The organism is Streptomyces sp. NPDC002868 (genome assembly GCF_055563295.1).
Genome location: NZ_JBVHDR010000001.1, coordinates 1,073,335 through 1,086,276, shown reverse-complemented (window position 1 = coordinate 1,086,276; position 12,942 = coordinate 1,073,335). Strand labels below are relative to the sequence as shown.

General features: G+C 71.6%; 14 protein-coding genes. 5 read left to right on the top strand and 9 right to left on the bottom strand.

The annotated features are described in order from the left end of the window. The first annotated feature begins 28 nt into the window (after window positions 1-28). The 3 genes from ACZ3H8_RS05015 (at window position 29) to ACZ3H8_RS05005 (ending at window position 2,054) form a co-directional block, all read left to right on the top strand. Window positions 29-499 carry a universal stress protein gene (locus ACZ3H8_RS05015; protein ID WP_467397462.1) on the top strand — a complete coding sequence of 157 codons (471 nt, stop codon included), beginning with the start codon at window positions 29-31 and terminating at the stop codon, window positions 497-499. A gap of 226 nt (window positions 500-725) precedes the next feature. Continuing rightward, window positions 726-1,283 carry a sigma-70 family RNA polymerase sigma factor gene (locus ACZ3H8_RS05010; protein WP_398982729.1) on the top strand — a complete coding sequence of 186 codons (558 nt, stop codon included), beginning with the start codon at window positions 726-728 and terminating at the stop codon, window positions 1,281-1,283. 210 nt (window positions 1,284-1,493) lie between these two features. Next, entirely contained in the window at window positions 1,494-2,054 is a 561-nt protein-coding gene (locus ACZ3H8_RS05005) for a sigma-70 family RNA polymerase sigma factor (RefSeq protein ID WP_467397459.1), read from the top strand. Between the two features lie 6 nt (window positions 2,055-2,060). Here ACZ3H8_RS05005 and ACZ3H8_RS05000 read toward each other — a convergent pair whose 3' ends face one another. After that, window positions 2,061-4,907: an ATP-binding protein gene (locus ACZ3H8_RS05000; protein ID WP_467397457.1), complete on the bottom strand. Its 2,847-nt coding sequence runs from the start codon at window positions 4,905-4,907 to the stop codon at window positions 2,061-2,063. 308 nt (window positions 4,908-5,215) lie between these two features. Here ACZ3H8_RS05000 and ACZ3H8_RS04995 point away from each other — a divergent pair, with 308 nt between their 5' ends. After that, window positions 5,216-5,743 (top strand): hypothetical protein, encoded by a 528-nt coding sequence (locus ACZ3H8_RS04995; protein ID WP_467397454.1) that lies wholly within the window; start codon window positions 5,216-5,218, stop codon window positions 5,741-5,743. Window positions 5,744-5,815: 72 nt separating this feature from the next. On the opposite strand, the gene ACZ3H8_RS04990 is transcribed toward ACZ3H8_RS04995, so the two are convergent. From ACZ3H8_RS04990 to ACZ3H8_RS04960, 7 genes are all read right to left on the bottom strand, one after another. Then, window positions 5,816-6,043, bottom strand: a complete 228-nt coding sequence (locus tag ACZ3H8_RS04990; RefSeq protein WP_467397453.1) for a hypothetical protein — start codon at window positions 6,041-6,043, stop codon at window positions 5,816-5,818. A gap of 84 nt (window positions 6,044-6,127) precedes the next feature. Beyond that, window positions 6,128-7,348, bottom strand: a complete 1,221-nt coding sequence (locus ACZ3H8_RS04985; protein ID WP_467397451.1) for a sensor histidine kinase — start codon at window positions 7,346-7,348, stop codon at window positions 6,128-6,130. Then, window positions 7,345-9,078, bottom strand: a complete 1,734-nt coding sequence (locus tag ACZ3H8_RS04980) for a sodium/solute symporter (protein ID WP_467397448.1) — start codon at window positions 9,076-9,078, stop codon at window positions 7,345-7,347. The genes ACZ3H8_RS04985 and ACZ3H8_RS04980 overlap by 4 nt, the downstream gene beginning before the upstream one ends. A gap of 4 nt (window positions 9,079-9,082) precedes the next feature. Then, complete coding sequence (locus tag ACZ3H8_RS04975; protein WP_398982717.1) at window positions 9,083-9,463, bottom strand: hypothetical protein; 381 nt, start codon at window positions 9,461-9,463, stop codon at window positions 9,083-9,085. A 116-nt stretch (window positions 9,464-9,579) separates the two neighbouring features. After that, window positions 9,580-9,852, bottom strand: a complete 273-nt coding sequence (locus tag ACZ3H8_RS04970) for a hypothetical protein (protein ID WP_467397445.1) — start codon at window positions 9,850-9,852, stop codon at window positions 9,580-9,582. 177 nt (window positions 9,853-10,029) lie between these two features. Beyond that, complete coding sequence (locus ACZ3H8_RS04965; RefSeq protein WP_467397442.1) at window positions 10,030-10,857, bottom strand: LytR/AlgR family response regulator transcription factor; 828 nt, start codon at window positions 10,855-10,857, stop codon at window positions 10,030-10,032. Between the two features lie 33 nt (window positions 10,858-10,890). Continuing rightward, on the bottom strand, window positions 10,891-11,148 hold the full coding sequence (locus tag ACZ3H8_RS04960) for a zf-HC2 domain-containing protein (RefSeq protein ID WP_467397440.1): 258 nt from the start codon (window positions 11,146-11,148) through the stop codon (window positions 10,891-10,893). Between the two features lie 227 nt (window positions 11,149-11,375). Here ACZ3H8_RS04960 and ACZ3H8_RS04955 point away from each other — a divergent pair, with 227 nt between their 5' ends. After that, window positions 11,376-12,050, top strand: a complete 675-nt coding sequence (locus ACZ3H8_RS04955; protein WP_467397437.1) for a hypothetical protein — start codon at window positions 11,376-11,378, stop codon at window positions 12,048-12,050. A 13-nt stretch (window positions 12,051-12,063) separates the two neighbouring features. Here ACZ3H8_RS04955 and ACZ3H8_RS04950 read toward each other — a convergent pair whose 3' ends face one another. After that, complete coding sequence (locus tag ACZ3H8_RS04950) at window positions 12,064-12,924, bottom strand: Fpg/Nei family DNA glycosylase (RefSeq protein ID WP_467397435.1); 861 nt, start codon at window positions 12,922-12,924, stop codon at window positions 12,064-12,066. Between the last annotated feature and the right edge of the window lie 18 nt (window positions 12,925-12,942).

Genomic DNA, 12,942 nt, shown 5'->3' with positions numbered 1-12,942 from the left:
CCTGTCGGGAGCGACTAGCCTCGTTGGTGTGACAGAGCAGCCCCGGCAGCAACCGCACCAATTCGAACGCGGCACTGACGGCCCGAAGGTCATCGTGGTCGGCGTGGACGGTTCCGATTCCTCGCTGCGGGCGGCGGCGTACGCGGGCGGTCTCGCCCGTCGGCAGAACGCTCTGCTCGCCATCGTGTACGTCCAGCCGGTGATGCCGGCGGGCGCGGCGTTCGGCGTCCCGGTCGGGGACACGACCGGGGAGATCGCCGAGGAGCTGGTGGCCGAAATCCGTTCCGCCGCCGAGCGGGTCAAGGGGATCTGGGACGTCCGCTGGGAGTTCCACACCGTCCGCGGTGACCCGTACAGCGGACTGGTCACAGCGGCCGACGAGCTGAAGGCGGACGCCGTGGTGGTCGGGGCTTCGGAGTCGGCGGGACACCGGATCATCGGGTCGGTGGCGGTCCGTCTGGTGAAGGCCGGGCGCTGGCCGGTGACTGTCGTTCCGTAGCCGGTAACCCATGCGGGTGGGGGACTGTCCGGCGCAGCCTGCCGCGGCGGTGAGCAATACGACGGTGGCGGCCACCGGTCCCTGACGTGTGCGCCGACCGTTCACCGCACCATTCGCCGCTCCGTGCGACCGCTCGCCGAAGACAACCGTGCGTCATCTGTCCCTCCGCGCCCGGATGCGTTCGTATACGCCACGTAGCAGCGACTCTGCACGAAAGGTGTTGGCAATGGCGACCGCGACCGCTTCCGCGACAACCGACGAGCGGGCCTTGGCGGAGCTGCAGCGTGATCACGGCCCCGCTCTGTTCAGCTTTCTGCTCGGCCTGACCTACGGGGACCAGCAGCGCGCCGAGGATCTGCTGCAGGAGACGCTCGTACGGGCCTGGCAACACCCCGAGGCGTTCGACGGCCCTTATGAGTCGATGCGGCCGTGGCTCTTCACGGTCGGCCGCCGCCTCGCGATCGACGCCCGCCGCTCCCGGCTGGCCCGTCCCACCGAGATCGGCGACGGGGTCCTGGCCACCACGCCGGACCCGGCGGACGTCACAGAGGCGGCCGTCGCCGCGCTCGACGTCCGGGCCGCCGTGGAGTCACTGAGCCCCGAGCACCGTGCGGTGCTGGTGCAGATCTACTTCCACGGGCTGAGCGTCAACGAGGCCGCCGAGGCGCTCGGGATACCGGCGGGGACGGTCAAGTCGCGTTCGTACTACGCACTGCGTGCGCTCGCCCGCTGCCTGCCGGGCTACGCGCGCCCGCGTGCGACGGCGAGCGCGGGCCGTCCCTGACGCCGCGCACCGGCCCGCCGTACCGCTCGTCGCGCCCGTTCGACCGTTCGTCGCCGCCCTCGTCGTCCCATTCTGCCGCTGAGCGCCCAGCAGGCCCGTATACGCCAGGTGGCGGATAACTCCGAGGGCACGTCCCGCCACGCTCTGAGGGTCGGTGCGGCCCGGCCGACGGGGTCTTCACCCCACCCGGCCCTCAGAAGGAGAGTTACGGTGACAACCACCCTGGACCAGCAGACCGGCGCCACCGCGACCGCGCCCCGTACCGACGAGCGGGTGCTCGCCGAGCTGCAGCGTGAGCACGGCAGGGCCCTCTTCGGCTTCCTCCTCGGACTCACCTACGGGGACCGGCAGCGGGCGGAGGATCTGGTGCAGGAGACCTTGGTGCGTGCCTGGAAACACCCCGAGGCGCTGGAGACCGACCACGAGTCGATGCGCCCCTGGCTGTTCACCGTGGGCCGCCGGCTCGCGATCGACGCGCGCCGGGCCCGGCAGGCCCGCCCGGCCGAGGTGGCCGCCGAGAGCCTGGAGCACTCCCGGGTGGCCGACGACCACACCGAGTCGTCGTCGACCGCGCTCGATGTGCGCGACGCCGTCAGGATGCTGAGCCGGGAGCACCGCGAGGTGCTGGTGCACATCTACTTCCGGGGGCTGTCGGTGGCCGAGGCCTCCGAGGCGCTCGGCATCCCCGCGGGCACGGTCAAGTCCCGTACGTATTACGCGCTGCGCGCCCTGCGCAAGGTGCTGCCCGGCTACGGCGCGGTGACCGCCTGACCCCTCTCACTCCCCCGCGGCCTGCAGTGCGGCCTCCCTCGCCACCTCGGTGCGCGACCGCATCTGCAGCTTGCCCAGGATGTGCGACACATGGGTCTGGACGGTCCGCCGGGACAGGAACAGCTCGGTGGCGATCTCCGGGTTGGACCGCCCCTGTGCGACCAGCAGCGCGACCTTCAGCTCGGCGGGGGTGAGCGACTCCCAGCCGCTGGTGGCCCTGCGGCGTGTCGCACGGCTGCCCCGGCGCACCCCCAGCGTGCGCAGCCGCGCGTCGGCCCTGGCGATGTCCCACTGGGCGCCGAGACCGCCGTACGCCTCCACGGCCCGGTCCAGACTGACCCGCGATGCCGCGAGGTCGCCGTGCCAGGCCTGCGCCACCGCGAGATCCTCCAGCGTCTGGCCCAGCAGCAGCGGCCACGAGCCGCCCTCGTAGTACGAGAGCGCCTGCGCGAGAGGCGCGGGATCCTGGGCGAACATGCCCCGGCAGCGGATCGCCGCGGTCCTCGGGCCGGGGTATTCGGGGGCCTTCGCCGCCTCCGCCTCGCAGGCCGCAACCGCGGCCTCGGCGCTCCCGGCGTCCCCCGACTCCAGGGCGAGTCGGACCACTTCGGGCAGCAGCCAGTGGCGTTCATGGACCATGCCGGCCGTGTACTCGTCGGACAGCACGGGCAGCAGCACCCGCAACGCGTCCCGCGGGCGGCCGTCGCGCTCCGCCAGCAGTGCCCGGGCCAGCAACAGGTGGCCTGCGTCGCGGAGCACCGCCGTGCCGGCGGCCAGAGCGTCCGGCTCGACCCGCTCCAGATGGCGCAGGGCGCCGGCGCGCTGATCGCGGTGGCCGAGGATCAGCGCGTGCATGCCGTGGACCAGCACTGGAACCCACCCGTCCAAGACCTTGAGTTCGGCGGCCCGCTCCAGATGTCCGGCCGCGCAGTCCCAGCGTCCACGCCGGAAGTGGAATTCGGCGGAGCGCGCCTCCATGCCGACGAGCCGGCCCGTGGAGCCCACGCGCCGGGCCAGTGTCCGCGCCTCGTCGAGAGCCTGCTCCGTGTCCTCCGGCTCGTCGAGCCTGTCGTGTCCCTCCGCGACATTGGCGAGCATCAACAGGCGGATGTCCGCGGCGGCCGGGATCTGCCGCGCCCGGGCGATGCCTTGCGCGCCGTGGCGGAGGGCCTCCCGCTCCCGGCCGAGCCGGTAGTACACGTACGCCATCGCATGGCGCGCCTCGGCCTCGGCGAGCGGGTCCCCGAGCCGCTCCGCCGCCGCGACCGCCTCCTCACCCTCGGCGCGCGCCGCGTCGAGCCGGTCCAGGTCCGCGTGGCAGAGCACCCGGCAGGCCACGAGTCTGATGTGCCAGGCGACGGAGAGACCGGGCTCCGCCAGAGCCTCCTCGGTGGCCTTCAGCGCCTGGGCCATGTCTCCCTGCACCATCAGCGCCGAGGTCAGCATGAAGCCGAGGACCGCCCGGCGCGCCGGGTCCTGCGCACGGTCGCGCATGGTGCGTACGAGACCCGCCGACTGGGGGCGGCGCAGCAGCGTCGCCGCCTCGGCGAGGCGCTCTTCGAGGACGGGGCGGTCGGCGTCGGTGGGCCAGCCCTGCTCGATGGCCCGCTCGATCAACTCGGCCGCGAGAACCGGCGACTGGGCGTTGAGGGTTCCGGCGTGCTCCACGAGCCAGCGCACCGCCCACCCCGTCATCGGGCCCGACACTCCCCGCAGCTGCCCGGCGACGACGGGCGGGGACGCTCCGGCGTCGGCCAGGGCCCGCGCGGTGTCGTGATGCAGCGCCGACCGCACCGAGCCGGGAATGTCGGCGTACAGCGCCTCCCGGATCACCTCGTGGCGAAAGCGCAGCCGGTCACCGGTGTCGCTCAGCAGCCCGGCGGCAATGGATTCGCCCAAGGCGTCCAGGAGCTGGCGGGTGGTCCGGCCGAGTACGACAGCGAGCTGGCCGGCCTCGAACTCCACTCCGAGGAGCGAGGCCTGACGGAGTGTTTCGTACGAGGACGGCGTAAGGAAGCCGATCCTGTCCGCCAGGGAGCACAGATGGCCACGTCCCCCGTCGGGGGTGGTGAGCTCGGCCCGCCCGCCCACGATGTCGATGGCTCCCTCGGCCAGCAGGCCGGTCACCAACTCCTTGATGTAGCGCGGGTTTCCGCCCGCGAGCCCCACGCGGCCGCGCAGTCTGGGCCCCGGCGGTGCGCCGGCCAGGCTCGCCACGAACCGCTCCGACTCCTCAGGCGTGAGGGGTCCGAGGCGGACGGGCAGAGTGCCGCGCTCGACCAACCCGGCGCGCAGCCGGTCGAGTTCGCGGCGCCTGGGCACCGGCCGGCAGGAGGCCACCAGGAGCAACGGCAGCCGCGGTGCGGCCTTGGTCAGGCGCTGCCACATCAGCAGGCTGGCGTCGTCGGCCCACTGCAGATCGTCGAGTGCGACGACGAGCGGACGCTCGGCGCAGATCTCGTCGACCTGGGCGAGCAGCCGGTCCATGGCCGCCATCAGTGATGTCTCTGAGGCCGGTGTGCCGGCGCCGTCGCCGTTCAGCAGTCCGACGATCTCGCCGCGGCCGCGGTCCCCGGCGGCGCCGTCACCGTAGAGACAGTCGAGCACCGCCCGGAGAGGGTAGCCCTGCCACAGCTCGTCGCCGCTGCCGTGCCGGATGCGACAGCCGAGCCCTTCCGCCGCTGAGAGCGCTTCCTCCAGGAGCCGGGTCTTGCCGGCGCCCGGCTCGCCCTCCACCAGCGCCGAGCCGCCGCGCCCTGCCACAGCCTCGTCGAGCAGTGTGCGCACCATGCCGACGTGCTCTTCCCGACCGACCCACACGGCGGCCACCACCTCGTCCCCCCGACGCGCCACGGAGGCGGAATCTCTCCGCCCAGCGATCGTCGACGCGCGCTGTCCCGCATTATCGGTGCGCCGCGGCTCGCTGGTCCACCGGTGGGAGTGTCGCCCTTCCGGAGCGGGTGGCCCAGTCACGCGCGCCCCGGATGTCCCGCCGGTTACCTCGTCCCCCTGGGATCACGGCCAAGGGGCGACCGTATGCGAAACCTCACGCTCAAGTTGAGTAAATACGGGCTCCCAGCCGTGTCTCTCGGTGGAGGCTCTTCGTCAGGGTCGGCGCACGAAGCCGCCCAACGAAGTCGTCCGGGAGGAAGGTGGGAAGCGTGCGGCCCGAGAGTTCGAACGGCACCAGCGGAGGCGGGCTGGCAGTCCCCATGGCGTGGCTCTGCGCCGAGTACATCGCCGAAGAGATGCTCCGTACGAGCGCTCTCGTCGAGGGCGGCTCGCTCGAGTTCCGGGCGGGCCGGGAGACGCTGGCGCTCACCATCTATCTGTGTGACAGCGCGGAAGAGCTCGCGGGCGTCCGGGTGGTCTCCCGCATCGACGAGTGGCTGTCGCTGACCTCGTACGGCCATCCCTGGCGGGAGTGGGTGGAGGAGCGGCTGGCCGTACGGCGGCAGCGGGAGAGCGAACTGGGCGACGGCGCCGACCCGGATCTGTCCCTCGGGCTGGGCACCTGGAGCTGGCTGCGGCAGACCGAGCTGCTCGCCGCCGACCTCGGCGAGGGCGGCGATCCGTGGCACGCGCCGAACCCGATGGACGCGGCCGTGGACGAGTACGCGCAGATATGGACGCCGGCCTGGCAGTTGGGACTTCCGCTGAGCCATCTGGCCATCCACCTCTACTGCTGAGCCACCTTGCAATCCACCTCTACTGGTCATCCGCCTGCTCCGAGGAACCTGGAGGAAGGCCACCGGGACTGGCTAGGCGGCGCCGAGCTGCCTCGCCCCGCGGCTGAGCTGCCGCACGGCGCGGGTGGCCCGCAGATGCACCTCGGTCACCGGAAGCCCGAGCGCGGTGGCCGCCTCGAAGGGGCTGCTGCGCAGCACATGGAGCTGATGGACCACCGCGCGGTCGCCCGGGTCGAGCGCGCCGAGCAGGCTGCACAACTCGTCACGGGCGGATCTCACCGTCGGCTGTACAGTGCACATGTCGCTTACTCCCCCACGTAGGTGTCTATTGCCACCGGTTGATACGAACCGGGCAGGGGGCCGACTCAACGCCGCGCCGAAATCTCAGTCCGTGGACGGGCGGCCCGCCGAGGAGTGCACACCCGCCCGGTACTTGGGGATCCGGATCGTGATCTTCATGCCCGCGCCTGCGCCCGTTTCGATGACGAGCCCGTGATCGTCCCCGTACACCTGGCGCAGCCGTTCGTCGACGTTGGACAGGCCGATGCCCGACGACGGCGTCCGCTCCCCCGCGAGGATCCCGCGCAGCACGTCCGGGTCCATCCCCACACCGTCGTCCTCGATGGTCACCATCGCCTCGGCGCCGGCATCCCGCGCCGCGATCGTGACGCGGCATTCGCTCTTCGAGTCCTCCAGGCCGTGCTTGACGGCGTTCTCGACGAGCGGCTGCAGACACAGGAACGGCAGCGTCACCGGCAGCACCTCCGGCGCGACCTGGAGTGTCACCTTGAGCCGGTCTCCGAAGCGGGCCCCGGCCAGCGCCAGGTACTGCTCGATGGAACGCAGCTCGTCGGCGAGGTTGGTGAACTCACCGTGTCTGCGGAAGGAGTAGCGGGTGAAGTCGGCGAATTCCAGGAGAAGTTCACGCGCCCGCTCGGGGTCGGTGCGGACGAAGGAGGCGATCGCGGCGAGCGAGTTGAAGATGAAGTGCGGCGATATCTGGGCGCGCAGCGCACGGATCTCCGCCTCGATGAGCCGGGTGCGGGACCGGTCGAGCTCGGCCAGTTCCAGCTGTACGGAGACCCAGCGGGCCACTTCGGTCGCGGCCCGCACCAGGACGGCCGACTCCCGCGAGCCATAGGCGACGAGCGCGCCGAGCACACCCTCCTCGCCGGTCAGCGGGGCGATCACGGCCCAGCGCAGCGGGCACTCCAGCTCCTCGCACTCGGTGTGCACGCTCTGGCTGCGCCCGGAGTCCAGCATTTCCGCGACGCGCACCATCACGCGCTGCTCGTGGTGGTCGGCGCCGGGACCGTCCCAGGCGAGGACTGATTCGCGGTCGGTGAGGCAGAGCGCCTCGGTGCCCAGCAGCGAGCGCAGCCGCCGGGCGGCCTTGCGCGCGGTGTCCTCGGTGAGGCCGGCGCGCAGTGGGGGCGCGGCGAGCGATGCGGTGTGCAGGGTGAGGAAGGTGGCCCGTTCGACGGGCGTGCCCAGGTCGAGGTCGGACTTGACGACGCGCCGTGCCGTCAGCCTGCCGAGCGCGATTCCGGCCGTGAGCAGTACCGCTCCGGCCGCTGCCAGTGCGGCCATTCCCATCCCGGTCATCGTTCCGCTCCTTCGGGCTGCGGCCTGCCGACGAGATCTTCCGGCAGGTGCAGCCGCGCGAGGATGGCGGTGGCGCCGGGAGGTATGTGGCTGGGCGTGGCCAGCGAGACCAGCACCATGGTCAGAAAGCCGACGGGCACCGACCACACTGCGGGCCAGGCCATCAGGGTGTGCGCCCAGCCCTCTGGCGCGAGGCCGGCGCGGGTGGCCATCACCGCGGTGAGCGCCGCCCCGCCGCCGACGACGAGCCCGGCGGCGGCACCCGGCGGGGTGAGTCTTCGCCACCAGATGCCGAGCACCAGCAGCGGGCAGAAGGAGGACGCCGAGACGGCGAAGGCCAGCCCCACCGCGTCGGCGACCGGCACGTTGGTGGCTACGATGCTGACGGCAAGCGGCACCGCCATGGCGAGGAGGGTCGCGAGTCGGAAGTGCCGTACGCCGCGCGAGGGCAGCACGTCCTGCGTGATGACGCCGGCGACGGACATGGCCAGTCCGGACGCGGTGGACAAAAACGCGGCGAACGCGCCGCCCGCCAGCAGCGCCCCGAGCAGGTCCCCCGCTATCCCGCCGACCATCCGCTCCGGAAGCACGAGCACGGCCGCGTCCGCGTCCCCGGTCAGGGAGAGTTCGGGCGCGTAGATCCGCCCGAGCGCGCCGTAGACGGGCGGCAGCAGATAGAACGCGCCGATCAGCCCCAGGACGACGAGGGTGGTGCGCCGCGCGGCACGTCCGTTGGGGCTGGTGTAGAAGCGGACGGCGACATGCGGAAGCCCCATCGTGCCGAGGAAGGTGGCGAGGATGAGTCCGTACGTCGCGTACAGGTGGTAGCCGTCCCGGCCGCCGGAGAGCGGCTGGGACCAGCTGGCCGGATCGGTGCCCGACGAGGCCCGTTCGGGCACTGCGGCACCCTGCGGAAAGCCAAGTTTCGTCCCGGCCTCGATGCGGTGGGTGCCCTTGTCGAGAGTGATCTTCCGGTCCTCGTACCGTGTGTCGTCGACGTCGCCGGTGACGGTGAGGGTCAGCGGCTCGTCGAGATCGACGCGGACGGTGTCGTCGATGCGTACGGCGGTGTGCTCGCGGAAGACCGCGGGCGCGTCGAAGCGTGCCCGGGGTGTGTCGTCGCCGGCCCAGGCCGCGACGAGGAACAGCGCGGGCACCAGCAGAGCGGTGAGCTTGAGCCAGTACTGGAATGCCTGCACGAAGGTGATGCTGCGCATGCCGCCCGCCGCGACGGCCCCGGTGACGACAAAGGCGACGACGAGGCCGCCCACCCAGTCGGGTGCGCCGGTGAGGATCTCCAGGGTGAGGCCCGCGCCCTGTAGTTGGGGCAGCAGATAGAGCCAGCCGATGCCGACGACGAAGAGGCTGGCGAGCCGGCGCACGGCGGCGGACTCCAGCCGGGCCTCGGCGAAGTCGGAGAGGGTGTACGCGCCCGAGCGGCGCAGCGGGGCGGCGACCAGCACCAGCAGGACGAGATAGCCGGCGGTGTAACCGACCGGGTACCAGAGCATGTCCGGGCCCTGCAGGAGGACCAGCCCGGCTATGCCGAGGAACGAGGCGGCGGAGAGGTACTCGCCGCTGATGGCGGCGGCATTGAGGCCGGGCTTCACGGTGCGGGAGGCGACGTAGAAGTCGGAGGTGGTGCGCGATATGCGCAGGCCGAGCGCGCCGATGAGCACGGTGGCGAGCACCACGACGGTGACAGCCGTCACCGCGTAGGTCTGGTTCACGAGGTCAGCGTCCTTCGACGAGCCTGGTGAAGTCCTCTTCGTTGCGCTCGGCCCGGCGCACGTACCAGCGGGCGGTCAGCCACATCACGGGGTAGACCGCCACGCCGAGCGCCGCCCAGACGAAGGGCTCGGGCGAGGAGAGGGTTCCGTCGAAGACGGCCGGGAGCGCGAAGAGCAGCGGCAGCGAGCCGACGAGCAGGGCGAGGGTGCCGAGCGCGTAAAGCGCGGCCCGCAGCTGGCTGCGCATGAGCGAGCGCACATACGTGGCGCCGAGTGTCGTCTGCTCGCTGATCTCGGACCGGGCGGGGGCGTGCCCGGGCGCGCGCCTGGCGCTGCGCGGCACGCCGGTGACCACCTCACGGCGGGGTTGTTGCTCTGCAGACATCGTCGTCCGCTCCAGCGTCTGTCGGCGAACTCTCCGGAGCTGTGGAGTCTACGCAGGGACGATTACCTACGGTAGACACCAGCCGTTCCTCGAGACGGAGGGTACGGCGACGCCTCTCAGTGGCCGCCCGTGCGCTGTGCGCAGTCACTCAGCGCGATCTCCAGCTCGACGTAGGACTCCTCGGCCCTGCGGAACGCGACTTCGAGGGCGGCTTCGGTGCGCGGGCCCGCCAGCCCGTGTGCCGATTCCTGGATCTCGTACAGCACATCCGCCCAGCGCCCGGCCGCGCTCTTCACCGTGGTGAGCAGTGCCTCGAGGTCACGAGCGCTGGACGCCCGGGTCTTCGGCAGGCTCCGGAGTTCCTCCAGCAGTGCTTCGATGTCGGACATCAGGCCCCTTCTCCCCGTACCCGATCAAGGCTAGGCGGCGGGCGGGGGCGGTTACCGCCGAATCCTGCGACGGCTCGGTCAGCGGATGACGCCCGTCGCCGTACGGCTGTGGTGCGGCGACGAGCGGCTCCGTCCGCCCGTCCAACGGTCGGCCGGGTCCAGGCAGGGTCCACCCGCTCAGCCCCGGGCGTGCCGCATCAGCAGTTCGCGCAGCTGGCGCGCATGACGGCGGCTGACAGCGAGCTCGGCGGAGCCGACCCGGACGGTGGTCGTCCCGGCGTCCAGGCGCAGTTCGTCGATACGGGCGAGGGCGACGAGATGGCTGCGGTGTATGCGTACGAACCCGCGCGACGCCCAGCGCTCCTCAAGGGTGGACAGCGGGATGCGCACCAGGTGGCTGCCGTCCTCGGTGTGCAGCCTGGCGTAGTCCCCCTGGGCCTCCACATAGGCGATGTCGTCGATGGGTACGAACCGTGTGACACCGCCAAGTTCGACCGGTATCTGCTCGGCGGCGGTCCCCCCTCGGGCATGCTGTGCGACGGCCGGTGGGGTGCTGGGTACGGGGGTGTGCAGCGCGGGGCCCGCCGGGTCGGGCTGCCGTGGCTCGCGCGCCGAGACAACCAGGTCGCGGACCCGGCGTACGGCTTCGGCCAGCCGCTCCCTGCGCACCGGCTTGAGGACGTAGTCGACGGCCTTGAGGTCGAAGGCCTGGACGGCGAAGCCCTCGTGGGCGGTGACGAACACGATCAGCGGCGGCCGGGCGAATCCGGCGAGCAGTTTGGCGACGTCGAGACCGGTGAGACCGGCCATGTGGATGTCGAGGAAGACGACGTCGATGCCGTCGTCCCCGTCCGGGCCCGCGTCCAGCGCGCGGCCGATGCGGCGCAGTGCCTCGGTCGCGTCCGTGGCTCCTTCGGCGCTCTTGATGCGGGAGTCGGAGCGCAGGAGGTAGAGCAGCTCTTCGAGTGCCGGTTTCTCGTCGTCGACAGCCAGTACACGCAGCATGCTACGGAGTGTAGGCGCGCCTCGACGGCCGGACTACGGCGTCTGGTCGCCGTCGGGCCTGTCGGGCCTGTCGAGCAGATCGTCCTCGGAGAACATCGCCAGCAGCGCGGGGGCGTCGGCCATGTCGAGGTACGCGATCCGGCACGGGTCGCAGACCTGCAGGTGGCCAGCAACCCGGGTGTCCTCGGCCGGGCCGAGCGCACCGAGGACATACGCGCCGAGCAGCAGTTCCACATGGGCGCTGTCGGGGTGCGGCACGATCATGCTGGTCCCCGTCTCTCCACCTGTCACGCACACATCATGCGGGCAGTACTCGCCCGGTCTCAAGACGGTTCCGCAAGCGGGCCGTTCATACTGCGGCACGGTCCGGGCGGCCCGGCGGTTGCGCTCGACGCGCACGGAGTTGAGCACGGCGCGCACCTGGTCCGTACTTCAGGTCGACAGACCCACTACAGACCCGCGACAGACCCGCTACAGACGCAGTACGGCAACGGGGCGAGAGACGAATCGAGGACGCCATGAGCTTGCAGCAGCGGCACCGGGACGTGGCCGCCTATGCGCTGGGCGTCCTGGAGCCCGCGGACGCGTTCCGGTTCGAGGAGCATCTGGCGGACTGTGTGATGTGCACGGTACAGCTCTCCGACTTCGCCTCGGCCGCCACGTCCCTGGCCGAGCTCGCTGGACCCGACCGGATCGAGGTCCGTCCCAGCAGGCGACTGCTCGACCGGCTGACAGACGAGGTCGACGCGGTCCGGCGGCGCGGCCGCAGGCGTCGGCTGAAGCTGGTCGCGGCGGCCGCGGCTCTGATCGTCGCCCTGCCCGCCGCGGCGGTGGCGCTCGAGGAGGCCGGGAGCGGGAACCCCGCCCTTCAGCAGATCGTGGCGAAGGATGCCACGACGGGCGTCACTGCGGCCGCCGCGACGCAGGACCGGGCCTGGGGCACGGCGGTCGCTCTGCGTCTGTCGGGTCTCAAGGGGCCTGGCGCCTGCCGTCTTGTCGCCATCGGCAAGGACGGCATCGAACACCCGGTCCTCACCTGGGCGGTGCCCGCCGGTGGCTACGGGATACCGGGTTCTCCGGGGCACGAGGACCCGCTGGACATCGAGGGGGGTACGGACCTGCCGAGCGGCGATATCGGCCGCTGGGAGGTTCGCACCCTCGACGGACAGCCTCTGATCTCCCTCAAGGGGTAGCTCAGGTCCTGTGCTACTTCAGCAGGCGGGAGAGTCTGCGGTCTGCGAGCGGCTTGCCGCCGGTCTGGCAGGTAGGGCAATACTGCAGCGAGGAGTCGCTGAAGGAGACCTCGCGGATGGTGTCGCCGCAGACGGGGCACGGCTGACCGGTGCGGCCGTGGACGCGCAGACCGCTCTTCTTCTCGGCCTTGAGCCGGCCGGCGGCGACTCCGCGCGTGCGCTCGACGGCATCCCGCAGCGTGGAACGCAGGGCCTCGTACAGGACGGTGATTTCGTCCTCGCTCAGGTTCTGCACGGGCTTGAAGGGCGACATCTTCGCGGCATGCAGGATCTCGTCGCTGTACGCGTTGCCGATGCCGGCGATCAGGCCCTGGTCGCGCAGCGCGCCTTTGATCTGCCGGCGTTCCCCGGCGAGCAGCGCGGCGAAGGTGTCCCGGTCGAAGCCGTCGGCGAGCGGATCGGGGCCGAGTCGGGCGATGCCGGGGACCTCGGCCGGGTCGTGTACGAGATGGACCGCGAGCCGTTTGGTGGTGCCCGCTTCGGTGAGGTCGAAGCCGCCGCCTGAGGCGAGGACGGTACGCAGAGCAAGCGGGCCTTTGCCGGGGCGTGGTGGCGCCGCCGGGAACTCGTCCTTCCACTGGAGCCAGCCCGCCCGGGCGAGATGGGTGACCAGATGCAGTGGGCCGACGCTGATGTCGAGCCACTTCCCGTGCCGGTCCACGGCGGTGACCTCGGCGCCCTCTACGGCGGTCAGCGGCGGGTCGTACGTCTTCAGGACGCTGATCGCCAGCGGCAGGACGCGGACGATCTCCTGCCCCACCAGGTGGGTGTCGAGGAACTCTCTCAGCGCTTCGACTTCGGGCAGCTCCGGCATGCATCCAGGATGCCAAAG

Excerpts from the sequence above, each read along its gene's own strand:
- ACZ3H8_RS05010 (WP_398982729.1), top strand. The coding sequence starts at position 726 with ATGGCGACCGCGACCGCTTCCGCGACAACCGACGAGCGGGCCTTGGCG.
- ACZ3H8_RS04990 (WP_467397453.1), bottom strand. The coding sequence starts at position 6,043 with ATGTGCACTGTACAGCCGACGGTGAGATCCGCCCGTGACGAGTTGTGC.
- ACZ3H8_RS04985 (WP_467397451.1), bottom strand. The coding sequence starts at position 7,348 with ATGACCGGGATGGGAATGGCCGCACTGGCAGCGGCCGGAGCGGTACTG.
- ACZ3H8_RS04975 (WP_398982717.1), bottom strand. The coding sequence starts at position 9,463 with ATGTCTGCAGAGCAACAACCCCGCCGTGAGGTGGTCACCGGCGTGCCG.
- ACZ3H8_RS04970 (WP_467397445.1), bottom strand. The coding sequence starts at position 9,852 with ATGTCCGACATCGAAGCACTGCTGGAGGAACTCCGGAGCCTGCCGAAG.
- ACZ3H8_RS04965 (WP_467397442.1), bottom strand. The coding sequence starts at position 10,857 with ATGCTGCGTGTACTGGCTGTCGACGACGAGAAACCGGCACTCGAAGAG.
- ACZ3H8_RS04955 (WP_467397437.1), top strand. The coding sequence starts at position 11,376 with ATGAGCTTGCAGCAGCGGCACCGGGACGTGGCCGCCTATGCGCTGGGC.
- ACZ3H8_RS04950 (WP_467397435.1), bottom strand. The coding sequence starts at position 12,924 with ATGCCGGAGCTGCCCGAAGTCGAAGCGCTGAGAGAGTTCCTCGACACC.